The organism is Acinetobacter sp. 251-1, assembly GCF_030329305.1.
Lineage (GTDB): Bacteria > Pseudomonadota > Gammaproteobacteria > Pseudomonadales > Moraxellaceae > Acinetobacter > Acinetobacter piscicola_A.
Genome location: NZ_JACANS010000007.1, coordinates 15,273 through 39,146, shown reverse-complemented (window position 1 = coordinate 39,146; position 23,874 = coordinate 15,273). Strand labels below are relative to the sequence as shown.

General features: G+C 36.4%; 16 protein-coding genes, 1 tRNA gene, 1 pseudogene and 1 CRISPR repeat array (1 of these 19 cut by a window edge). Of the genes and pseudogenes, 7 read left to right on the top strand and 11 right to left on the bottom strand.

Annotated features, from left to right (window positions below; all coding sequences use genetic code 11):
• Nucleotides 1-1,546: direct repeats of the CRISPR family, unit length 28 nt; unit sequence TTTCTAAGCTGCCTACATGGCAGTGAAC (it extends 645 nt beyond the left edge of the window).
• A 131-nt stretch (nt 1,547-1,677) separates the two neighbouring features.
• From cas6f to pepN, 7 genes are all read right to left on the bottom strand, one after another.
• Nucleotides 1,678-2,292: a type I-F CRISPR-associated endoribonuclease Cas6/Csy4 gene (gene cas6f, locus HX129_RS06910; RefSeq protein ID WP_286434794.1), complete on the bottom strand. Its 615-nt coding sequence runs from the start codon at nt 2,290-2,292 to the stop codon at nt 1,678-1,680.
• A gap of 1 nt (nt 2,293) precedes the next feature.
• The gene (csy3, locus tag HX129_RS06905) at nt 2,294-3,310 is read right to left on the bottom strand and encodes a type I-F CRISPR-associated protein Csy3 (RefSeq protein WP_174492765.1); all 1,017 of its coding nucleotides are present in this window, start codon (nt 3,308-3,310) and stop codon (nt 2,294-2,296) included.
• A gap of 24 nt (nt 3,311-3,334) precedes the next feature.
• Complete coding sequence (gene csy2, locus HX129_RS06900; RefSeq protein ID WP_286434795.1) at nt 3,335-4,225, bottom strand: type I-F CRISPR-associated protein Csy2; 891 nt, start codon at nt 4,223-4,225, stop codon at nt 3,335-3,337.
• Nucleotides 4,225-5,475 (bottom strand): type I-F CRISPR-associated protein Csy1, encoded by a 1,251-nt coding sequence (gene csy1 / locus HX129_RS06895; protein ID WP_286434796.1) that lies wholly within the window; start codon nt 5,473-5,475, stop codon nt 4,225-4,227. The genes csy2 and csy1 overlap by 1 nt, the downstream gene beginning before the upstream one ends.
• 9 nt (nt 5,476-5,484) lie before the next feature.
• Complete coding sequence (gene cas3f / locus HX129_RS06890) at nt 5,485-8,856, bottom strand: type I-F CRISPR-associated helicase Cas3f (protein WP_286434797.1); 3,372 nt, start codon at nt 8,854-8,856, stop codon at nt 5,485-5,487.
• 327 nt (nt 8,857-9,183) lie between these two features.
• Nucleotides 9,184-10,128 (bottom strand): type I-F CRISPR-associated endonuclease Cas1f, encoded by a 945-nt coding sequence (cas1f, locus tag HX129_RS06885; RefSeq protein ID WP_286434798.1) that lies wholly within the window; start codon nt 10,126-10,128, stop codon nt 9,184-9,186.
• Nucleotides 10,129-10,474: 346 nt separating this feature from the next.
• Nucleotides 10,475-13,084 carry an aminopeptidase N gene (gene pepN, locus HX129_RS06880; RefSeq protein WP_286434799.1) on the bottom strand — a complete coding sequence of 870 codons (2,610 nt, stop codon included), beginning with the start codon at nt 13,082-13,084 and terminating at the stop codon, nt 10,475-10,477.
• A 192-nt stretch (nt 13,085-13,276) separates the two neighbouring features.
• On the opposite strand from pepN, the gene HX129_RS06875 reads away from it, so the two are divergent.
• A complete protein-coding gene (locus HX129_RS06875) occupies nt 13,277-13,498 on the top strand; it encodes a hypothetical protein (protein ID WP_286434800.1) in 222 nt (73 codons plus the stop codon).
• A gap of 474 nt (nt 13,499-13,972) precedes the next feature.
• On the opposite strand, the gene HX129_RS06870 is transcribed toward HX129_RS06875, so the two are convergent.
• From HX129_RS06870 to HX129_RS06855, 4 genes are all read right to left on the bottom strand, one after another.
• On the bottom strand, nt 13,973-14,722 hold the full coding sequence (locus tag HX129_RS06870) for a YebC/PmpR family DNA-binding transcriptional regulator (RefSeq protein WP_130073677.1): 750 nt from the start codon (nt 14,720-14,722) through the stop codon (nt 13,973-13,975).
• 110 nt (nt 14,723-14,832) lie between these two features.
• A complete protein-coding gene (locus HX129_RS06865; RefSeq protein ID WP_286434801.1) occupies nt 14,833-15,393 on the bottom strand; it encodes a 1-acyl-sn-glycerol-3-phosphate acyltransferase in 561 nt (186 codons plus the stop codon).
• 771 nt (nt 15,394-16,164) lie between these two features.
• Nucleotides 16,165-18,243, bottom strand: coding sequence for a catalase (locus tag HX129_RS06860; RefSeq protein ID WP_286434802.1), 2,079 nt, complete (start codon nt 18,241-18,243; stop codon nt 16,165-16,167).
• Nucleotides 18,244-18,308: 65 nt separating this feature from the next.
• Nucleotides 18,309-18,848 (bottom strand): hypothetical protein, encoded by a 540-nt coding sequence (locus tag HX129_RS06855; protein ID WP_286434803.1) that lies wholly within the window; start codon nt 18,846-18,848, stop codon nt 18,309-18,311.
• A gap of 412 nt (nt 18,849-19,260) precedes the next feature.
• Between HX129_RS06855 and HX129_RS06850 the strand changes: the two are divergent.
• The 6 genes and pseudogenes from HX129_RS06850 (at nt 19,261) to antB (ending at nt 23,864) form a co-directional block, all read left to right on the top strand.
• A pseudogene (locus tag HX129_RS06850) lies at nt 19,261-20,226 on the top strand (IS5 family transposase).
• A 309-nt stretch (nt 20,227-20,535) separates the two neighbouring features.
• Nucleotides 20,536-20,612 (top strand) — tRNA-Ile (locus HX129_RS06845).
• Between the two features lie 190 nt (nt 20,613-20,802).
• On the top strand, nt 20,803-21,288 hold the full coding sequence (locus tag HX129_RS06840) for an Arm DNA-binding domain-containing protein (protein ID WP_286434804.1): 486 nt from the start codon (nt 20,803-20,805) through the stop codon (nt 21,286-21,288).
• A complete protein-coding gene (locus tag HX129_RS06835; protein WP_130073681.1) occupies nt 21,270-21,791 on the top strand; it encodes a tyrosine-type recombinase/integrase in 522 nt (173 codons plus the stop codon). Before HX129_RS06840 ends, HX129_RS06835 begins: the two co-directional genes overlap by 19 nt.
• 169 nt (nt 21,792-21,960) lie before the next feature.
• Nucleotides 21,961-23,370: an anthranilate 1,2-dioxygenase large subunit gene (gene antA / locus HX129_RS06830; RefSeq protein ID WP_130073682.1), complete on the top strand. Its 1,410-nt coding sequence runs from the start codon at nt 21,961-21,963 to the stop codon at nt 23,368-23,370.
• A 2-nt stretch (nt 23,371-23,372) separates the two neighbouring features.
• Complete coding sequence (antB, locus tag HX129_RS06825) at nt 23,373-23,864, top strand: anthranilate 1,2-dioxygenase small subunit (protein WP_130073683.1); 492 nt, start codon at nt 23,373-23,375, stop codon at nt 23,862-23,864.
• Nucleotides 23,865-23,874: the final 10 nt, after the last annotated feature.

Genomic DNA, 23,874 nt, shown 5'->3' with positions numbered 1-23,874 from the left:
GTCAGGTTTTTTCACAATTTCTAAGCTGCCTACATGGCAGTGAACTATAATCAATGAAATCCGCTGATCTGCTAGTATTTCTAAGCTGCCTACATGGCAGTGAACCTGCTGAACAAGATGCTGCAAATTCTGCTACATTTCTAAGCTGCCTACATGGCAGTGAACCCTCAGCAGAGCGCAAGCCCATCAATAGCTCATTTCTAAGCTGCCTACATGGCAGTGAACAGCAAACTGAATTGCAGTAGCGTCAATTTTACTTTCTAAGCTGCCTACATGGCAGTGAACAAAAGTGAAGCCCGGGCAGGTTTTATCGGAATTTTCTAAGCTGCCTACATGGCAGTGAACATGCAGGTGCAACACCGACTCGGCTATTGGATTTTCTAAGCTGCCTACATGGCAGTGAACCAGGAATTTCTAATTCTGTATTTTCATCCTTATTTCTAAGCTGCCTACATGGCAGTGAACATCGAATTGTTTACGATAATTGCAAGCTTAGCTTTCTAAGCTGCCTACATGGCAGTGAACCATCGTAGATCTCCCCTTGCTGCGGTTGCTGTTTTCTAAGCTGCCTACATGGCAGTGAACCGATAGCTATAGCTTGCAGATGAAATGGCAACTTTCTAAGCTGCCTACATGGCAGTGAACAACATATAAGCAAGAAAGAGTGCGATTCGTCTTTTCTAAGCTGCCTACATGGCAGTGAACGAAGTACTCGAAGAAAAAGAACGAACAGTTCATTTCTAAGCTGCCTACATGGCAGTGAACGATAAAAGAAAAAGACTGATTGATTTAGATCATTTCTAAGCTGCCTACATGGCAGTGAACCTCCAAGTATTTCCAATGCTCAAACTGTTGGCTTTCTAAGCTGCCTACATGGCAGTGAACTTGTTATTTATGCCCCGTGGATTTTCCCGAATTTTCTAAGCTGCCTACATGGCAGTGAACATTGGTATGCGGCTGACGTTTCACGGGAAAGCTTTCTAAGCTGCCTACATGGCAGTGAACGGTTATTTATATCGAGACTCAAAACCCGAAAATTTCTAAGCTGCCTACATGGCAGTGAACACTTCTTTAATCCCTCAAAAAGTGTCGGGCGATTTCTAAGCTGCCTACATGGCAGTGAACTTATATTAAAGAGTTAAGACGTGACTCTAATGTTTCTAAGCTGCCTACATGGCAGTGAACGCACCGATCACGCTTGCTAGCTTTTCATATCATTTTCTAAGCTGCCTACATGGCAGTGAACTCAATTCTTTTACAGTGGGATGTAAAAGACTATTTCTAAGCTGCCTACATGGCAGTGAACCAGGCATATTAGGTCTCGCAGGTGTTGATTATTTTCTAAGCTGCCTACATGGCAGTGAACAAAGCACTTCCAAAAGTTCCGCAGACTGATGATTTCTAAGCTGCCTACATGGCAGTGAACGCGAGCGGTGATACGCTTGAAAGACTTGCCGATTTCTAAGCTGCCTACATGGCAGTGAACGAATAGGTGCTTGTGTCGCCACAATACTATTATTTCTAAGCTGCCTACATGGCAGTGAACAGCAATTTTACAGCAAAAAATAAAGCTATAATAGTAACTTAAGCCCTAAATCCATAAAAAGACCCAAGTTTTAAGCCACCATCATAACTTATTGATTTTATTATACTGTTAAAGAATGAAAAAATATTGGGTTAAAATTCGGGTACAGATGATACCGAACTTAGTCCATAAGTGCTAAAAACCTGAGTTTCAGATTTTGTCGCAGGTTGCTTTTCAATAAACAATTTAAAACGTTTTTCATCACTAGAAGTTGAGTTGCTTAAGCTTTTCATCTCTATATATGGTAATGCAGTTGTTGTCACCACGTTGCTATATCTCGCAAGTGCTTCATCAAAACCAATATCACCACGTTTTACACGATGACGAGCTAAACGTTGCGCATTGCTTTTCACTTGTTTGCGTTTATAAATGGCATAGCCTTTGATGTCTTGAGGCACTTCACGAATAGAAGTGATATGCACATAATCTTCTAAACGCTCAAGCCATTTGCGGATATCTAATTGCTTTAAATCAGATTCAGAAGATGCAAATAAGCGTAATTTTTTACCTAAATTGATCTTGGCTTTTTGCTGATCGGTCTTTTCTTCAAAAATATATTGTGGAAAAGATATTCCAATATTGACCTTGTCATTGGCATCTTTTATTTCAGCCAATGCGATATGCAATTGCGTATATATTTTTGACCAAATAAAATAGGTTGAGATTTCAGCTTGATCAATCAGGGTAATCTCCTGATAAAACTTCATATTAAGCATCCTTTCCACTTTGACCAAACACACCACCACGTACAAGTACAGCCATCACATAATGTTCTTGTTCAGCATTTTCTAAGGATTCACCTAATGCGTATTTATCAAATAAGCTAAAGAAATCCTGTTTAGCTTTCGGTGTACGGTATGCCTTACCTAAATTAGTTACTGCACCATATGGTTCAATTGCAATTGCTGATTTTTGCTCTTCAAACTCTGGATACCATGTATCAATGGTACGTAAAGCATTCCCCACTTTTTGAGAATGCATCGCAGCAACATCATTCACTTGATATAGAATTTTACTTTTATCTCCCTTGCCCTTATCAAGTACGAGTTCTTCACTTGGATACACTTCTTGTGCTTGACCCACCAAAGCATAGGCTTCGATTTTAATCAGCAAATAAGGTAATTCTCCTTTTAACGCCTTTGCAATTTGATCTGCTAAATTTTGCACTTTGGTATCAACTGCATCAAAATCATGTAGTTTATAATCAAACGCGTTGAAGGTTACCGATTCTTGATCATTCACCGTCACAACCACTTCAATTTTTTCTGCACCAACACGGTTACGCCATAAAAAACGTGCATTCGCAATATTTAGCGCATATCGTTTAGCGAGTTCAGCGAATCCATGAGTTTGAATATAGTTTTTAGCGACTTCTTTATATGAATTTAGAAATGCTTCATTATTACATGCGGATGGCTGTTCGATACCCCCTAACACTTTTAATGTAAAAGCCACTTTTAATGTATCTTGATGCTCTGCTAAAGCACATGCATCCACTTTTTGTAAATTGGCTTTCTCAACTTCAGCATTCAATTTTAATGGATCACTTGCAACCGCAGGTTTTAAACGGTTTGAAATTGTGCCACGTACTGACTTTTCAATCAGTTTTAAGGCTGTTTGTTCTGTGCGATTTTCCCAAGTTGTACCATAAAAATAACCATCTGACGGCACAAGTTTTTTTTCAAATGCAAGTACGCTAGCAACCGCTTTTTCATTTTTAGCCATGAGCGAATTTCCTTTTTTGTAAAGTTAAATAGATTGTATTGTTAAGTTTTGGCAAAGGTATAAATTATTTTCTAAATCAACATGATATTGCCATAACAGTTGATCAATACTTTCGATACGATATGGCATAATAAATTCGCCTAAAGTCAGCACACTTTCAGCGAATCGGTGTGGTGTATAGGCATCTCGTTGGTTTTTTGCTTGTCCGATTTCAGAAATTCCTTGAAAACCAACCGCAATTGGTACAAGCCAACCTTGCGCTTTACGCTGAGATGTCCATGTCACTTTTTTATCTTCATTTAGCGTTGAACTATGTGTCACTTTCAGATAATCCAACACCGCATCTAAAGCATCTAAGCCTTCATTCATGCCTTGTAAGACTAAATCACGGCGCTCAATCAGTACATGTCCTAACATTAATTGATTTAAAATCGGACGAAGTTGTTTCGCTTGATCTTCTTCATCGTCAAAATTTAAAATCTTACAAGGCTTCACCGATAACACATCACCACTGGCAAACTTCATGCTTGTAACTAATTGCTGTACAAGCTGTAAAAATTCTTCTTTTTCATCAGGATCAATGTTTTCACATTCGATCAGCAAAGATACGTCTAAATGACAACGTGCTTCTTCAATAAAAGCAGGCCGATTACCATCTTTATCTAAAGGATTAGCTGTTCCTACAATCGAATGGACAAAGTCGCCACGTCCCTTATAGGTTTGCAAATTAAAATCATGACAACTCACCGCAATTTTTGTCAGTTCAACCTCAGTATTTTTACTGTGTAGCTTGCGTTGTAACGCATGTACAGCACCTAACCAAGCCGTCATTGCAGGAAAACCAATGGTATATGGGCTACTCATTGCATTGGCATTATGGATTTTTAAATGTGGAATCAATAAAAATTGACGCATTAAAAGAACTCCTTAGCTTTTTGCAATGAATTTTCTACCTGTCGTTGTACATCTAATAATTCTCCCGTTCCTAGAGTATAAGAATCAGCAATCACTTTTTCATAACTGCGTAAAATCCAACGTGCAATATTTTGACTAATCTCATCACGCCATTCAGCATCGTTTTCTCGTTCATTTTGATACTGCTGATCTAGCCAAATTCGCTGTAATTTAGGTAAACTTACATAATAATCTTGATCTGACCAAGCCTCAGGATAGGTCTCACGAATTTTAAATGCCTGTAGTAAAATTTGATCAATTACAAACCCAATGATATTGCGTATTGCTGTACGAATAGCATTATTATTAATATCTAATTGCATGAATTTATGGAGTTGAACAAAACTTTCCTGATAATTTTTGCGATATAAACACTGTGTAAAAAAATCTGTTTTAGGCAGTCGGATTGCACGTTTTTCTAACGTTGGTGGGCAACTTGATAAAAGATACGCTCGTCCTGCATTTTGGCTATTTAATACACTGACATTTTGTGGCTGTGTCCCGCCATAAGCTGTGACTGTTAAATCAAAAATATCAGCATAACCTTCTGCATCATGCTCATTTTTCTTACGATTCTCTTTGGCAAGTTTAGTTTGTTCAGAAAAACGCATCAGATCAATTTTTTGCTTTAATCGAGTGATTAATCCTGATGGTGTCAAAATTGACAGTAAATGATATTCATCTTGTGCAATAGGAAAATAAACCTGTTTAATCAAATGATCCGTTTTACTTGTCGTATCATTTTGTTTAATTATTAAAAAGTTATTTTTCAATGTTTCAAAATCTAACGAAGATTGTTGAATCAACTTTTTTAGCTTTTGATCATCTTGTTCAAAACCATCTAGCACAGAAAGTTCATTGCTTAATGACAAACATAAAAATTTATAAACGTCCATTGCAGCCGCATTGCCAAATACATCTAATGGATAGTCCACGTTGCCTGTGCGTAAATATCCATCTTTACTGGCAGATACAGGGGCAATAATGCTTGAAGTCTTTGCACTTGGATGACTAAATTTACTTGGATGACTTACCATCGACAGTTGTACAACACGTTTTGCTGCATCAGGTAACCATTCTTTTAAATGAAATTTATCGTTTGCTTGCTGCTGTAACTCTGCAATTTCGGCATCATCTTTTGCTTTTTTTAAACGGTCTTTTAACCAAAGCTCTTTGCGTTCATTTAAAAAAGTATGAATACTTGCTGTCATATCCCTTCCTTAATTTTTTATAATTAATCCAAATTGATCTGAATATAACAACGCTTTATCTTCATCATATTCAGGCAACATGATTTCCCCATAGCTTTTTGATAATACTTCCATCTTTGTTTCAATATCCTCATTTTCTTGCAAAGTATCAAGCGCCATACGACGTAAAATGTCGCTGTAATTTCGATCAAACCATAAACGTGATTTTTCACATTCACTCAGCTCTAAATGCGTGATCTGATAAAAACCATTGCGGTTAATATACTTGCCAAAATCATCTTTTATGCAAAACGTAAGCTTATGGTCTTGCCACATTGCAAAGAGCTGAATGTTGGGTGAGCTTTGTCTAAATGGTGCAAATCTTTGCGGTAAAGCAGTTAAAAACCATGTTTGCGTGAGCCAAGCATTTAAAGGTTTTGCACCTGTCTTTTGGTAGCTTGTCAAACTGTCTGCTAAAACCGCATGTTCCAAATCTGCTAATTTTTCCGTGGCTTGTAACGGTTGCTTGGCTTGAATACGTGGAATCGCATTAATGCCTAAACTCACATCATCATCTAAAAGTTCTGATAAGTTTTTGGTGCTTAATTTAAATTTATTGTTATTAATTTCAAAACCAGGTTTCTCAAAAGCAACCTGTGCACCTCGCAAACCCTTTAAGTTATATTGCATTAACGCAATATTTGGCTGAGTAATATCCTGACTGATTTTACGATGACGTAAAACACGTCCTGCCAATTGAATAATGGAACGATAAGAAGAAGGCTCTACAATTGCCCAATCAAAATCGTGATCTCGCCCCACTTCTTCCACAGGGGTTGCCACCAAAATAAAAATCACATGCTCAGCATCAGTACGATCTAAATGCTGACGAATCACGCCATCATTACCTGTATCTAAAAATGCTTGTGGTTGTTCGCCTTGTTTTTCTTTACGTTTCAACGCTTGGTCTAAATGACGTTCTTGTTCACTGCGTAATAACATCACTTGTCGGCTATGATATGCCATCACACGAGGTGCAATATTCTCTGTCCATTCTGCATTGAGTAAATATCGGGTTAATGCCACGCATGGTGAGATATTGGCAACACGAATCACACCAAAAGACACTTTTTTGCCCGTTTTTTGATCAATTGTATGGTGTGCTAAATGTAATTTTTCAGCATGTTTTTTAATACGTTCAAAATACTGCTGTTGTATGCTTTCATCTAGTTTCGCTTGTTCTTTAGCTACCACCAAATCCGAACAATCAACAATATAGGCTTTATGTTTAATGATTTGTTGTTGCAATTGTTCTGCACGAATTTGCACAAATTTTTTATGATCTTGTTGATACGCTTTAATACATTCAACATCATCAACCAACGTAATCTGGGTTTTAAATTCATCTACCCACATAGCCACAGCTTGCGTATTTTTGATTTTTTTAAAGGCACAATAGAGTTGCCAACCTTGCTGATAGGCATTAAAAAATCCCTCAGCCAATGCAGGTGGAATGGTAGCCGATGAAATCATCACTTTACGACCTAACATACCTGTTAAATGCACTAATCGGGCAATTGCAATTAAATCTTGTCCATTAAAATCATCAACTTCATCAATTACGAGGTCAGAGGATGATAAACGCAAACTCGGTAAAATATATTTTCCACCTCGTTTGGTTTCTGTCACAGCAATAATATGATCAATGGTACAGGCTAAAACAGGTTTATATAAAAATGCTTTATTTTTTTCCGCCTGATTTTGTGGAAATAAAACATTCATAAAATCTGCTTGCGGCAGAACATCATAATCAAGTTCATTGTCTAATAACGTTTCGAGTGATTCTGAGCCTATTTCTTCTACATTAATTTCATTTTCATCTGTTTTAGCTTTATTTTTTTGATGTAATTCTTGAACAGCTTTCGAGCCAATCAATACCGCAAGTTCATCATTTTGCAAACCAATATCATTGCGATAAGAATCCCCTGTTTGTAAGGTTAAAGTTCTTAATCCTAAAGCTAAAATATAACGTAATGAATCCGCATTGGGCGACAGCGCCTGCATAATTTTGGCATTGGCAATGGTTTTTCCCTTACCTGTACTTGCCATATTGACAATAAACCAACCTTGTTTTTGGGCATCTTCATTTTTTTGAATAAAACTTTGAATCCCTTTTACAGCTTGATCTTGCCACTCAAAGCCATCAGGACTTTTCTTGTTAATTTTAACAATATCATAAGCAGGTTCCATGTCATCGGCTAAACGGCTTAATGATTGTGCCACTTTCATAGCATTATCACTAACATGCACCAAATGTTCATCTAAATATTGTTTAGGCTGTTTGGTTTTGAAATCTGTATTCGCGATTAATTTCAGTGAAGTCTTCCAATTTGTATCAGCATCACAAGACGAATAATAATGATCACCTAACATTAAACACAAACGTGCATGATGCAAAATGACACGCCAACTGCCATCTTCAAAAATAATAGAATGGGGCTGTGTTTCTTGTAGTAAACGTGCCGACCATTTTTTAATTTGCTTCGTCCAATTGACCGATTGGCTTAATAAGCCCTGTTCAAATTCAAAACATTTTAAAACGCGCTGTTGATATTCATCATCAAATTTATTTTGATAGCCCCAATCTGCTTTAATACTTTTCAGCATTGCAGATAATGTTTCTCGTTTTTTATCACCATAATCTTGACGACGCTGTTCTTCTTTTAAATCAGGTAAGCGATGATGAGAAACAATCAGCCAAGCGACTAATTGTGCAAAAGGTGGTAACTGATCTAAAGCTTTCGTTTGATCTAAACCTGTTAAAACCGTTTGTTTTAAATCATCTTCATGCCAATTTTGCTCAATCAGTAATTTTAACCATGCTTCATCCGTTGTGGTATTTCCTGATGATTGCACTAAGGCATTAAGTAAAAGACAAGAAATCCATTCATGTCTTAAAGGATCACCCTTCTTGGCATTTTTACTTTTTGGTTGTAGTTTTTCTTGGAATAAAACAGAAGCTTTGCCCCAATCATGTAATAACGCAGAAATTGCGACTAATGCTTTGATTAAAGGTAAATAGTGCCAATCATTTTCCCATTTGTTTTGATCTAACTTTTTCTGTGTTGTATTAACAGGCACAATTCCCTCAGCATTGAACTTATTGCGATTCCCCACAATCCACAGCAACTCACTTCTACGTCGTCCTCGAATCCAGTGGCAACTCACCGCGGTACTTTTAGTCACAGTTTTACGCAGTAACTTCTTAACGGCTATTAGACCATCTTCTGTAATCACCGTTTGCCACGTGTTATCCCCAATCCGATCTGCAAAAGCATCCAAGACACGGCGAGTACGAGGAATCGCTTTTTTTTCGCATTGACTGATAAACGTGACAATCATTATTATTTTCCTATTTTGATAAATTTGGTTATGTTGAACTATTTGAAATAATTCAACATAGATTTGGAATTAAGCTGCCTATATGGCAGTGAACATGTTATTGCATAGTTTCTAAGCTGCTATATAAGCAGTCGCAATATTTGTTTTTACCTGTAAAATATTTATGTTTAAAGAGTTATGGGTAACTGTATGACCACCACCATAAATCGCCATAATTAACATAAAATAAATAACATTTTTTCTATACATAATTACCTCTATCAACGATTGAGTTTTGAGGATAATTTAGCCAGCAAAAAAAGTAAATACCCTATGAAATAAAATAAACTAAATACATTTAGATTGCTCTTTCACATTATCAAACATAAAGTCCAAACACTTATGCTCAGTAAATTTCTGCAAAATCTGCTGTCTAAACTCTTGCTCGGTCATTTTCTCTTTGGCACAAATAAAAGCGTACGGTAAAACCACAGCATCCTTAATTAAATCCGCCACATCAAACACCAAAGCCCCGCGTCGGGTTTTACCATGCATCACTGCAAAACCGTGCGGGATTCCCAAAACCCAAAGTGTGGTTGCTGCTAAGCCATAAGCCAAATAATTGCCGTGATTTAGAAAATCATTGGCTAAATCACCTTGCTCAGGATTACGGTTAAAATCTTTTAGCCCTGTACGTTTGGCTGCAATTTTATACAGTTGTTTGGTGGTCGCAGCTTCAGCAAGGAGTAAATCCCCCACTTTGTTAATATGTGGAATTTTATTTTCAAAACCATCTAAGGCATTTTGAATATCCACATCATCGATGTAAAAACCATATTCTTTTAAATCTCGGTCTTTAGACCAAATTTTTCTTATAAATTCAATCCGTGCAAGCTGAAATTGTTTTGCCACTTCTAAACGTTTGGCATCATCAAACCAAAATTTCATCCACCCCTGCATATATTCAGTCGGGCGATATTCACTTTGTGGCGTCATCCATTCAATTTCACAGCCCATAAATAAGGGGGTTCCACCGCCACCTGTAAAGCCAACCAATACGCCTGCACTGGCGAGCATACGCATCGCCGCTTGAGTAATAGATGTCCCTGTGCCGAGCATAATGACCGTGGTATTGGCGATCGGGATATTCCAATATTGATTTTCATTTTTGCCTTCGGTCAGATATAAAACGCGACCATCTTTTTGCATCACGCGGCAATGCTCAAGATAATATAAATTCGCACGTTTAGAATGTAGAATGGCTTTTAGGTCTGAAGGGTTAAGTTGTTCCATAATTTAAATTTATTATCATTAAGTTTAATACCTAATTTATAACACAAATATTTTTTTTATCATTCAATCAAAGAACAGTATTTTTCATACTTTATAAAAATTCTAATGCCTGTATTTAAGCTTTAGGAGGAACACTACTGCGAAAATAACAGCGCATTCTAAATGAAGACATGAAATTATTTAGAATAATGTGGATATTGGAATTGAGTGACTATTTGCAACAGTAACAGCAAAATAGCCTGAAAAGTGACAACTTAAATAAGGATTTTCTATAAGTTCTAAAGATGCTATTTACCCTATAAAACAGAGTAAATAGCACATTAAAACATCAAACACTTAATTAAAATTAAATGCTTAACATACTACTCAGTGTTTCACTGACATTTTTAGATTTTACTTGAGATTTCAATGCTTCAAGTTCAGCTTTCACTTGACTGCGCTGTGGCTCAGCCAAAGTGTACCAACGAGACAAGACTTGCAGTAAACGAGAACCCACAATTGGATTTTTCTCATCCAAATATCTTGCTAAATCAATGAAATGTTGAACCCCAAAACTCCATGTATTGACAGGATTGGCATTTAAACCACCTGATACTGAACGGATTCGGTTCGGCACAGCTAAATCATAATCGGCATGAGAGGTTAAATAAGCAATGTTTTCTGCGGTTGCTTTTGGATGTGCTGCCTGAATCATAAACCATTGATCCAATGACAAAGCTTCATCTTTAAAGCGAGTATAGAAGTCTTGTAAAACTTCCTGTGCCTGAGGTGCATCATTCCAGACCAAGACTTTTAAAGCACCTAAACGCTCAGACATATTGCCTGTATTTTGGTACTGTTCGTATGCCAAATCAAAGACTTCGCTATCGCCCTGACGTGCAAGCAGACTCAGCATGATATTTTTCAGCGCCCGAACACCCATTGCCTGAGAAAACTCTTTTTGTGCAATTGGGTCAAGGCTTAGATAAGTTTCTTTAACAAAACCGCCCAGTTCACGTGCCAAAGTATTCAGCAAAGCTTCACGCGCTTCATTGACCACTACAGGATTATAATCTTGATCAATACGGCTACCTAAATAACCCTCAGTCGGTACATCAAATAAACGCGAAGCCAATAGCGGATCTTTGGCAATCACAAAAGGTAAAGTTTTCTGAATTGCATCCAGATAAGTTTGAGCATCATGACCATTCAATAAAATGCGTTCAAGCAAAGTCTGAGCAGCCTGCCATTGGTTAAAGCCGTTGGTTTCATACTGCAGCAAAAATGCAAGTTGTTCATCTGAATAGTTAAATTCAAGGTTCACAGGCGCAGAGAAACTACGCAATAACGACACCACAGGTGCAGCTTTTAAGCCTGTAAATTCAATGCTTGCTTCATTTTGATCAAATAAATAGACACCATCTTTCACGCCATTTTCAAACAAAGCTTCAGCATTCAATACCAGTTGCTCACCCGTTTCAGCGTCAAATAAAGCCAGTGCTACAGGAATGGGAACAGCTTTCAGGTTTGGATATTTTGCATGTGGTTTTAAGCTTTGTTTTAGGCTTAAACGATAAGTCTGATTGGCAGCATCATACTCACCTTGGGCTTGCAATTTTGGTGTACCCGGTTGGTTATACCAAATGAGAAATGCTGATAAATCTACGCCTGAACCTGCGCTTAATGCTGCAACCCAATCCTCAACCGTAACCGCTTGACCATCATGACGTTTGAAATATTCATCAGTCCCTTGGCGGAATTTTTCTTTACCAAGCAATGTCGCCATCATGCGGTTAATTTCCGCACCTTTTTCATAAACAGTGGCAGTATAGAAATTATTAATTTCCACAAAATGATCAGGACGTGGTGGATGTGACAATGGACCTGAATCTTCAGGGAATTGATGCGATTTTAAAACAGCAACATCATCAATACGTTGTACTGCAGCCGATTGTAAATCTTCTGAGAATGACTGATCACGGAACACCGTTAAGCCTTCTTTTAAACACAATTGGAACCAATCACGACAAGTAATGCGGTTACCTGTCCAGTTGTGGAAATATTCATGGGCAATGACCGATTGCACCCGCATGATTGCAGCATCAGTGGTATATTCTTCATCGGCAAGTACACAAGAGGTATTGAAAATATTTAAGCCTTTATTTTCCATTGCCCCCATATTGAATGCACTTGTTGCCACAATCATATAATTATCAAGATCATAAGGGCGACCATAATGCTCTTCATCCCAACGCATCGAATGTTTTAATGCTTCCATCGCAATATGACATTTTGGAATATCTTTTTCTTCAGCATAAATTTCTAAAGCAACATCACGCCCTTCAGAAGTGGTATAGCGATCTTTGAGTACCGCCAAATCACCAATCACACATGCAAATAAATAACTTGGTTTTTTGGTTGGGTCTTGCCAAACGGTATAATGACGACCCTCACCTGCTTCACCTGCCTCAATCAAATTACCATTGGCTAAGAGTACAGGAAATTTTTTGTCTGCTTCAACACGTGTGGTAAAGACTGAAAGTACGTCAGGGCGGTCAGGATAAAAGGTAATTTTACGGAAACCTTCTGGTTCATTTTGTGTCACGTACAAATTACCCGCCGCTTGGTATAAGCCTTCAAGTTGTGTATTACTTTCAGGATGAATCACGACTTCAATTTCAAGTGTCACCGCATCAGGTGCATTTGCAATCACCAATTGTTCAGCATCTAAGGAATAATCTGTATTTGAAAGCAACTGACTATTCAATTTAATTTGTTTGAGTTCTAAATCACGTCCCAAAAGAACTAAGTCACCCACAACTTGACGTTTCATCAACATTTTTGAACGAACAATCGTATGATCATCGTAAACAGACAGATCTAAATTGATCGACAGCACTTCAAATGCAGGTTTTTGATAGTCTTTTAAATAAACAGTTTGATCTGCTTCGATCACAGGGTTTGCGGCGATATTCATACGATGTCCTAATCCTATTGTCTGATTCAGACTTATACTTTGTGAAGTAAGTTGATGATAGGTCAAATTTCACAATTTGTCTGTGTATTGCTTTGTATTTTTATATGGGTCTTTGTGGTCTTATTTTCAATCTATTCGGCGTGAAATAACATTGATATGATGTATATTTAGTCAAAACAAATTGAGAAAACAATGAGTCATTTTCCAAAAGCTTTTAGTTTAGGCGCACCTTTCCTATTCATCCACGAAAGTTTGGCTAAACAATGGTTAGGCGCAACTAATGACAACAGCACAGAATATGAAGATCTATGCCAACTGATTGAGAATATTACAGAAAATGATAAACTAATTGAAACTTGTATTTCTGGATTCAATTTAAATATTTTTTATCTTCGGCTGACTTTTATCAACTAACCCCTCATACATTTTTACAAATTACTGCTTATCCTAATGATTTCCAGTCCTTAACCGACATTCTAAATCATATTGAAAATACGACAGAAGATTACACCAATAGCTTTCAAACTACTGTCTTATCAGGAAAATATTATCTTTTTGATGCGGCATGGGAATTTCAGGAAATTCTGCATGATGATAACTATCTTTCTATAAACTTTATACAAAATCAAAAAATCACCATAAAATGCAATACTTATGATAATACCTATTTTATAGGTGATGTTTATGAAATTCTTTTTGCCCCTTAAAATAATACTTAGGCTATTTTTAGTTTTATAAACAGCATATCAAATCTGAAATTATATTTTGATATCAATATCGTCATACATTTAAATTTTTATCAATAAAAAACGCCCAATGTCACCACATTCGGCGTTTTTAAAATACGGTTTTAAACTCAATCAAAATCCTATTTGCATAGATTCCGTCTTAAGCGTCTAGTTCTGCTAATACAGCCTCAGAGAATTCAACGTTGGTATACACGTTTTGTACATCATCCAAATCTTCAAACATATCGATCATTTTTAAGATTTGTTTTGCTTGATCAACATCTGTGATTTCAGCTTTAGTCGATGGATTCATGACAACTTCAGCATTATCCGATTTTAAACCTGCTGCTGCAAGCGCATCTTGTACATCACCAAACGTTTCAGGCGTGGTAATGACGAGAATTTCATCCTCATCCACTTCGATATCTTCTGCACCTGCTTCCAAAGCCACTTCCATGATTTTATCTTCTAAAGAAACATCTTCAAAAGTAATCTCACCACGTTTGGTAAACATATATGCTACTGAACCTGCTGTACCTAAGTTACCGCCTGTTTTAGAAAAACAGTGACGAACATCAGGCACAGTACGGTTTAAGTTATCAGTCATGGTTTCAATAATAACTGCCACACCACCAACACCATAACCTTCGTAAGTTACTTCTTTTAAGTCATCATTGTCTTCACCACCAACACCACGCTGAATAGCACGGTTAATAGTGTCACGTGTCATGTTAGCAACCAATGCTTTTTCCACAACAGCACGTAAACGTGGGTTGGATGCCGCATCACCACCACCTAAACGGGCAGCTGTTACGATTTCACGAATAAATTTTGTGAATACTTTAGCGCGGCTCGCATCTTGTTTTGCTTTACGATGCTTGGTATTAGCCCACTTGGAATGACCCGCCATGCGAAATATGCTCCTTGTAGATCGGCCTTATGCCTTTCAAATTGACAGTAATTCTACCATAAGCGCTTTTTTTTGAGAAAGTGCCTTTTTTTTAGAAAATAGACAAATACCTAATTTTTTTTAGGTTCAGGAATTACAATATCTAAATCTGCATGCTTTTTATAAAGTTCTTTAAGCAAAACCATATCATGATCTAAATCTGTTGGGTAAATTTTCCCAAAGATTCCACCCTGCTTATTTTTATTATTGATGTACATCAAGACAATTGGAACATTGGCAGCTTTCGCAATATGCCAAAACCCTGTACGAATCGGTTTACGCTGTTCACCATTTTTAGCACGTGTCGCTTCAGGTGCAATCACGAGATTAAATTCTTCATTTTCCTGAAAGTGTTCAACCATTTGTGAAACAATATCTTTATTTGACTTACGGTCAACAGGAATTCCACCTAATGCTTCAAGTACAGGTTTAAATGGCCCTTTAAACAGTTCTTTCTTAATCAATGTATGGATTTTAATATTATAAATTTGGAAAAGCGCCAATGAAAGCACTGCATCCATCATCGATGTATGTTCAAAACCAATAATCACTTGTTTTTTTTCTAATACATCTGGTTCGACATGATATTTTACACCAGCAAGTTTAAAGGTAAGTTCACCTAACTTTTTCATTTAAATCTAACCAAAGACTGATATGGAAATGCGGATTTTGAAAGTATTTGATTAAAATTACAATAATCCATTGCATGTAAATGATTGAAGTTTTGTATTGATATGCAAATTTTACATATGATTAGACATACTTTTATACGCTTACTGATCAAATAAGGATATTCAGCTTGATCGCTTATATATAATAAATGAGTTGATATATTTTGATTAATCAATAAATTTATATTGTTTTTTCTTTAAATCTCTTGCCGAAGTAAAAAGCGCCTCCATATAAATTTCATGAAATATCAGAAATTAAACCGTTTTTCAGATTCGGAATTCATACTTTTGGTTGGTGTATTCCGACAAGTTTTACTGAGATGATTGGCAAAATACGAGTTTTAATTAAACACATCAATATTCAATTCAAAACATTGAGCGTATTAAGTAAGCACTATCAGAATAAACAGAAAAGATTCGGTTTATGCCTTAACTTAATCGCTGTACTAAGCAACCACATAAACTCACAATGAGGACTTACACAAGGCACAAGAGGTCTTTTTATTTAAATCACTTCAACTTGCAATGTAAAAAAAATAGTACTTAGAATATTATTTACAAATTCCACAATAGCAAAACTCTATCAAACAATAATATTCATACACCAAAAGTTTGGGATTGCCGCCTACAAAATCTAGACGGCTTTGTGAATGATTGCAAATATAAGTAAACAATCTATGATGACTTTAAACAAATTGAAAATAACAAAAAAGGGGTTAAAATACCTTAAATTTAAGCAGGTATCTCTTTTGCCGCTTCTTCTCTATCCCAATTTCTATGTTGCTGAATGGCTTGTTTAAATTCATTCTGTATAGATAAAAAATCGTCCGTAATAAATACACTCTCATCTTGCTTAATATTTAATATCTCAATAATTTGAGATTTATCACCTATCAGAACAATCGGTTTTAAGTGTTTATAAGTTTCTAATACATAGTGCTTGGCAACACCATCAGATTTAAACTTGTCAAAATTATGACCATCAACAACTACAGTAGCATCATAAGTTACAGATGGCTCACCATTTTGACGACCATCTACAGCGATTTCCTGATCATCACTCGATTTCACAGGAGCTGCACTTGGGGCTAACACTTCAGCGATGGCATTATTTTGTTCTGCCCATTTTTTAATTGCATTTACAGTCGTAGCATTTGCACCGTTATGCACGAGTACTGCGATTTTACGTTGTGCAATATCAGAGGCAGGAAAAGCGTCTATACTAAGCTTTTTGGAGATTACTATTTCTGAGTTAGGCGATTTAACCTTTGCTTTCTCCACATTTAGTCCTAGTTCATTTGCTACATACTGTGCTAAATCTTGATCAATAGGACTTAGTAGCTCAGACACAACACGCTGCCTAATTTCTTCAGCTTGCACTTTAGACAGCTCAAAGGCATAAGCATCTTTAATATGTTGTTGCTCATGCGTGCTCAAGCTACGATAGTGCAAGGTTGCTTGAGAAAAATGATCTGCAAAACTTTCTGCACGAATACGCAATTTACTACCTTCGATTCTTTCAGGATAGCTGGTGAATGCTTGCTGATCCTCTGTTGCTTCACGTGGATAATTATTATCTACTGAATTAGGTTCGTAATTGGCCTTACCTTTATGGATATGCTGATTTGCAAATCCTCCACGACGATTGGTATGGAATGGACATACGGGCTTATTAATTGGAATTTGATTAAAATTAGGTGTACCTAGACGATGCAAATGAGTATCTGTATAACTAAATAGACGACCTTGCAATAAAGGATCATTACTAAAATCTATACCAGGAACAATATTTGCTGGAGAAAAAGCGACCTGTTCTGTTTCTGCAAAAAATTCATCAGGATTTCGATTTAAGATAAATTTACCCAATGGCGTGACAGGTACTAATTCCTCAGGTACGAGTTTAGTAGGATCTAAGACATCAAAATCCCACTCTGCTGCTTGTTCTTCAGTAAAAATTTGAGCACCTAGCTCCCATTCAGGATAATTCCCTCTTTCGATTGCATCCCATAAATCTCGACGATGAAAGTCAGGATCTTTACCATTGAGCTTTAAAGCTTCATCCCAAACGACTTGCGCGACACCTTGCTTTGGTGTCCAATGAAATTTTACTAAAAAAGCTTCATTCTTAGCATTAATTAATCTAAAAGTATGAACACCAAAACCTTGAATAGAGCGTAAGTTTCGAGGAATTGCGCGATCAGACATCACCCATGTTGTCATGTGTGCAGCTTCTGTATTTAAAGAAACAAAATCCCAAAATGTATCGTGAGCAGATTGACCTGTAGGAATTTCATTATGATCCTCTGGTTTTACTGCATGCACAAAATCAGGAAATTTAATAGCATCCTGAATAAAAAAAACAGGAATATTATTACCTACTAAATCGTAATTACCTTCCTGAGTATAAAATTTTATGGAAAAACCACGTACGTCACGTACAACATCAGCAGAACCCCGTCCGCCTTGCACTGTTGATATTCGTGCAAATATAGGTGTTTTTCTTTCAGAATTTGTTAAAAAATGAGCTTTCGTCCATTTTTCATTTCCTGGATAAGCCTCAAAATAACCATGAGCACCTACACCACGTGCATGTACAACACGTTCAGGAATACGCTCTCGATCAAAGTGAATCAGTTTATCTCTAAGAAAAAAATCTTCTAATAATGTTGGACCACGACTATCCGCACGTAGACTATTTTGATTATCTTTAACCGCAACACCTAATGAAGTTGTCAGTATTTGATGTTGCGGATCTACATAAGATTCTGACTCGAATTGCTGAATTTTTTCATTTTTATTCTGTTTTGACATTTTGATTTCCTCATCTGATAATATAAATAAAGGGACTTATATAGTCCCTTTCCGTTAATTTCAATCTACTGACTTACTCTATTCCATGCATCTTTAACCGCATGTTTCGCTTGTTCCCATGTTAAACGTGAAGTTCCTTTGACCTGTTCCCATTTCAATTTTAGGTCATGTTCTACATCTTCAAAACGCGTTTCAGTAGGATATTCAGTGCGACCTGTATAGCCTAAATGATAAGCTGAACGATAATCTTTGTCGTAATCTAAATCACTATAAATATTTAAAGTGTCTGCATAATAAGGCGTACTATTGGCTGTACTACGCCAATAAGCTTCTTCTTCGGTTGGGTTGACTGCTTCAGCTGCACCTTTACCAGCCAAACCACCTACAACAGCACCGACTACACCACCTACAACAGCTCCTATTGGACCACCAACAGCACCTACTGCCGCACCAGCTGCTGCACCACTAGCTGCGCCAAGACCTGTACCTACAGGATGAGCACCAGGTTCACCTGTAATAGGGTCAGCATTTAAATCATCTCTTTGTTCTTTGGGTAAATCTTTAACTATTTCACGATCAATTTCAGGTTTATTTGGATTTGTCATCTTCTTATTCCTCTTAAAATTATATTGATTTTGTTTTTAAATGCAGCGTCTGTACATTTAAAAGTAGCATTTACTATATTGTACTCACTACTTTTATAATGTATACCTAATGTAAAAATAGTTCAGAGACTATTTTTATCTTTTATTTAATTTTCAGAAAACGCATCTAATTTTAAATATGCATCTAATTTTAAATATATAAAACTAAATCATACCCAATAAAAAATATTAATATTTTAAAAATAAAAAATTACAATGTTTTAATTTCAAGAATACTACCATTACATAAAAATAAAATAATATTTTCTATTTCATTAGAATTAATTTAGAAATATTTTATCATAAACTTCTATACAGCTAAAAATCACAGCATGATTATATTTTAAGGCTTATTCAACATTATACTTCTCAAATGAATAAGCCCACACCTAAAATCTATCGTACAACCAATTGGTCTTCTTATAACAGAACATTAATAAATCGAGGAAATATTTCTATTTGTTTTAATCCCAAAACTCAATGGTATGCTTAACCAAAAGGCAAACATGGTCGAAATCAAACCTATTCTGATTTGACTATCCAATGCTGTCTGATGATTAAATCTCTATTCCGTCTGTCTTTACGTATGGTCACAGGCTTTCTTCAAAGTCTCATTCATCTTTGTAGATTAGATTGGACAGCCCCAAATATCAGCGATATTCGTATTGCACTATTTGTAGAAGACAAAAGCATATTGATATTGCGATTAACTATCAAAAAAGCAGTAATGGTCTCCATCTACTCGTTGATTCTACTGGCTTAAAGTTTTTAGGTGAAGGCGAATAGAAACGTACAAAACATCAGCCTGAATATCGTCGCCAATGGCGTAAATTACATATTGGTATCGATGCTGAAAACCTTCAAATACCCGCTATTGAGCTCACAACCAACAATGTGAGTGCTTCAGAGGTGCTTGGTAATTTACTGAATCAGATTCCACAAGAAGAACAGATTGACTCGGTCTATACTTATGGGGCTTATGACACCAAACAATGTCGTCAGGTCATCGCAGAGCGACAAGCGCATGCGGTAATTCCACTAAGAAAAAATGCCAAGTTTTGGAAAGATACAAAGATCAGCTCGCTAGAGCGAAATGAATTACTTCGAACAGTTAAACGTTTAGGCAGAACACTATGGAAAAAATGGTCAGGCTATCATCGGCGAAGTTTGGTCGAAACCAAAATGCATTGCATTAAATCTTACGAAACAGTGTTTCTCAGGCGATAAACTGAGTGCAAGGAGCTTTCAAAGCCAAGTCAATGAGATGCATCATGCACGTGTGGCAGTATTAAATAAATTTACGGGGTTGGGTCGACCTCACACCCGAGTTGTCACTTAAATTTGGATAACTTGGGGAAGTTTAGCTTTAGAATGTTTGTGAAACAAAACCCTAACACGCAACCAAGCAATTCACTCTCTATCTATCACTGAATTAAGCTCCGATTGATCAATAAATGGCTTAGTGAGCTTTACTCTTTATAATGACATATATAAAATCGCACTCTGTTATAACGCTAAGCAATATATCACAATATTTTCTATGGTCTACTATGCGTCTACTAGAAGAAAACACTTGATATAATCTAAAATCTTAGTTAGTATTGCGCACACTCCAAGTAATTGATATTAAATCAGTTCACTTGATGCAGGGCCTGTAGCTCAGTTGGTTAGAGCAGCGGACTCATAATCCGTTGGTCCCCAGTTCAAGTCTGGGCGGGCCCACCATTTTTTTCAATATATAAAGTATATATTTTAAGAAATAACACTAAAAACTCATAAATTTAAAAGGTTTATGAGTTTTTTTTATGCCTATTTGAACTTACTTAAACTTACTTAAACCCACTTAATCTGCTCTATTGTGTATCCAACTCTGTATCTATTAACCTTCAAAATAAATCGGATACACGAGCTTTTTATGAAACGCCAAGCATTAGAGAAAGTAAGAGAAATTAAAGATACACACATTCAAAATATTGAGGCAGAAGAAAAGGAGTTCAGAATTCCTTGCGGATTAGGATTGTATTTTCGTGTTTCTCCAACTAGAAAAATTACATGGCAAGTTAAATTTAAAGATCAGCAAGGAAAATGGAAGTGGCTTAGTATTGGCTCATATCCAAAAATTTCATTAGCAGAAGCAAGACTCAAGTGTTCTCAAGTATCTGTAAAGTTGAATAATAATGAGGATATTCTTAGCTCAAAAGCTAAACTACAGAAAAATTTAATTGATCATAAACTTACTTTTAAGGATTTACTTTATACATGGTTAGATCATAAACATGCCTATTGGGCTCCTAAAACTTTTAAAAAAGAAAAACAGTCAATAGAAAAATGGCTTTTTCCTACGTTTGAGAATAGAGATTTTAGAAAGATAAGTTCAGAAGAATGGTTGGATTTTTTCTGAAACTACAAAGAGAAGAGAAAATTTATAATCGTGTTAAAAAACTTGTCACTCACACAAGAAGTGCATACGACTTAGCTAAATTTAAAGGTCAAGTTATTTTAAACCCTTTAGATGGAATTAATAAATATTTAGATAAAACTAGTAATGGGAATATGAAGCATGTAGAAATTGAGGAGTTACCCAAATTACTAAAATTGATTCAAGGATATAGTAATAGATCGACCTCAATCGCATTAGAGCTGTTGGTATTTTTATTCCCTAGACCTCAAGAATTGAGATTGGCAAAATGGGAAGATTTTGACTTACAAAGAAAACTCTGGATAAAACCTGCAGAAACAATGAAGTGTGGGATTAAACACGTTGTTCCTCTTCCAATGCAAGCAGTCAAATTAATAAAATTGCAAAAGGAATTATGTCCAGTTTCAAAGTATTTATTTACAAGTAGAGATAGCCTGTCTGAACCGATGAGTGAAGCAACATTAAATAATGCTGATGTGTGCTGAAATAACAGGACACATCACAGCATCTTATTGCGATTTTACAGTCACGTTATTTTTTCAATTTTAAAACAAAATGCACTTATAGGATAAAGAAACGGAAAAAGTGGATAGAGCAAATTTCTCTTTCGGGTTTCAATCACCTTAGAGATGTTTAAATATGGAGAAAAGCAGAATGGAAACACGTAGCACAGCCGAGTGGCAAGACTTTATCAATAATTGTTTAGATTTCCGTCCTGAAAATGGTGTATATCGTATTGCACGTGAAATGTTTACCGAAGCAGAATTATTTGACTTGGAAATGGAACATATCTTTGAAAAAGTATGGATCTATGCTTGTCATGAAAGCGAAATTGCAAATAATAACGACTTTTTAACGGTGCAAATTGGTCGTCAACCGATGATTATTAACCGTGATGGCAATGGACAATTACATGCCCTTGTTAATGCTTGCCAACATCGTGGTGCAACATTGACGCGTATTGCAAAAGGTAATAAATCAACATTTACTTGCCCATTCCATGCATGGTGTTATAAATCGGATGGTCGTTTACTCAAAGTGAAGGGTCCAAGCGAATATTGTGAAGACTTTGATAAATCTGCACGTGGTTTAAAACAAGGACGTATTGCAAGCTATCGTGGTTTCGTTTTTGTGAGTTTAGATACACAAGCAACAGATACACTAGAAGATTTTCTAGGTGATGCGAAAGTATTTTTAGACTTAATGGTTGACCAATCTCCTACAGGTGAGTTAGAAGTTCTACAAGGAAAATCAGCCTATACATTTGCAGGGAACTGGAAGTTACAAGATGAAAATGGTTTAGATGGCTACCATGTAAGTACAGTTCATTATAATTATGTTTCTACTGTGCAACATCGCCAACAAGTCAATGCAGCCAATGGTCAAGATTTAGATACCTTGGACTACAGTAAACTTGGCGCAGGTGATGGCGACACTGATGATGGTTGGTTTAGCTTTAAAAATGGTCACAGCGTATTATTTAGTGATATGCCTAACCCAACAGTACGTCCAGGTTATGACGTTGTCATGCCACAATTGGTTGAAAAGTTTGGTGAAGATCGTGCGAAATGGGCAATGCACCGTTTACGTAACTTGAATTTATATCCAAGCTTGTTCTTTATGGATCAAATCAGTTCACAATTACGTATTGTGCGTCCTGTGGCTTGGAATAAAACTGAAGTGATTAGCCAATGTATCGGAGTCAAGGGCGAGTCTGCACAAGCACGTCGCAACCGTATTCGCCAGTTTGAAGATTTCTTTAATGTATCAGGCTTAGGTACACCAGACGATTTGGTTGAATTTAGAGAACAACAAAAAGGCTTCCAAGCACGTTTAGAGCGTTGGAGTGACATTTCACGTGGTCATCATAACTGGAATTATGGTTCTAGTAAAAATGCAGAAATTTTAGGTATTCAACCTGTCATCACAGGGCGTGAAATTACCCATGAAGGTTTATATGTCAACCAACATGGGCATTGGAGACAATTACTCCTTAATGGTTTAAAGAAAGACGCACTGAAAATGCACGATATTACATTCCAAAATGAAACAGCGGAGGTTTAATCATGAACATGGAATTAACGTTTGCAGTGACTCAATTTTTAAACCAAAAGTCAGAATATTGTGATAATTTTCAATGGAATGAATATTTAGAACTGTATGATGAGGATAGCATCTATCATATTCCACAATGGATTGATGATCATCGTTATGTCACTGACCCAAATCAAGGGATGTCTTATATTTACTATGAAGACCGCACAGGCTTAGAAGATCGCGTGTTCCGTATTGAAACAGGAAAAGCTGCTTCAGCAACACCTTTACCACGTACAGCACATCTTATTAGTAATGTTCGTGCCAAAGAACTTGCAGATGGTTTAGTTGAAGCAAAAGTCGTTTGGCAAACGCTTTATAACCGCCAAGGCTTAGAGGGCTGCTTCTATGGTCATGCGACCTATACTTTACGTAAAACAGAAAACAGTTTCCGTATTCGTAAACAGCATACGATCTTACTGAATGACAAAATTGATTCAGTTTTAGACTTCTATCACGTTTAAGGAGACTAAA

Coding starts and splice junctions, on each gene's coding strand:
- HX129_RS06835 (WP_130073681.1), top strand. CDS start 21,270: ATGGTTGGATTTTTTCTGAAACTACAAAGAGAAGAGAAAATTTATAAT.
- cas3f (WP_286434797.1), bottom strand. CDS start 8,856: ATGATTGTCACGTTTATCAGTCAATGCGAAAAAAAAGCGATTCCTCGT.
- antB (WP_130073683.1), top strand. CDS start 23,373: ATGAACATGGAATTAACGTTTGCAGTGACTCAATTTTTAAACCAAAAG.
- cas6f (WP_286434794.1), bottom strand. CDS start 2,292: ATGAAGTTTTATCAGGAGATTACCCTGATTGATCAAGCTGAAATCTCA.
- antA (WP_130073682.1), top strand. CDS start 21,961: ATGGAAACACGTAGCACAGCCGAGTGGCAAGACTTTATCAATAATTGT.
- HX129_RS06855 (WP_286434803.1), bottom strand. CDS start 18,848: ATGACAAATCCAAATAAACCTGAAATTGATCGTGAAATAGTTAAAGAT.
- csy1 (WP_286434796.1), bottom strand. CDS start 5,475: ATGACAGCAAGTATTCATACTTTTTTAAATGAACGCAAAGAGCTTTGG.
- csy2 (WP_286434795.1), bottom strand. CDS start 4,225: ATGCGTCAATTTTTATTGATTCCACATTTAAAAATCCATAATGCCAAT.
- HX129_RS06865 (WP_286434801.1), bottom strand. CDS start 15,393: ATGAAAAAGTTAGGTGAACTTACCTTTAAACTTGCTGGTGTAAAATAT.
- csy3 (WP_174492765.1), bottom strand. CDS start 3,310: ATGGCTAAAAATGAAAAAGCGGTTGCTAGCGTACTTGCATTTGAAAAA.
- HX129_RS06875 (WP_286434800.1), top strand. CDS start 13,277: ATGAGTCATTTTCCAAAAGCTTTTAGTTTAGGCGCACCTTTCCTATTC.
- cas1f (WP_286434798.1), bottom strand. CDS start 10,128: ATGGAACAACTTAACCCTTCAGACCTAAAAGCCATTCTACATTCTAAA.
- HX129_RS06870 (WP_130073677.1), bottom strand. CDS start 14,722: ATGGCGGGTCATTCCAAGTGGGCTAATACCAAGCATCGTAAAGCAAAA.
- pepN (WP_286434799.1), bottom strand. CDS start 13,084: ATGAATATCGCCGCAAACCCTGTGATCGAAGCAGATCAAACTGTTTAT.
- HX129_RS06840 (WP_286434804.1), top strand. CDS start 20,803: ATGAAACGCCAAGCATTAGAGAAAGTAAGAGAAATTAAAGATACACAC.
- HX129_RS06860 (WP_286434802.1), bottom strand. CDS start 18,243: ATGTCAAAACAGAATAAAAATGAAAAAATTCAGCAATTCGAGTCAGAA.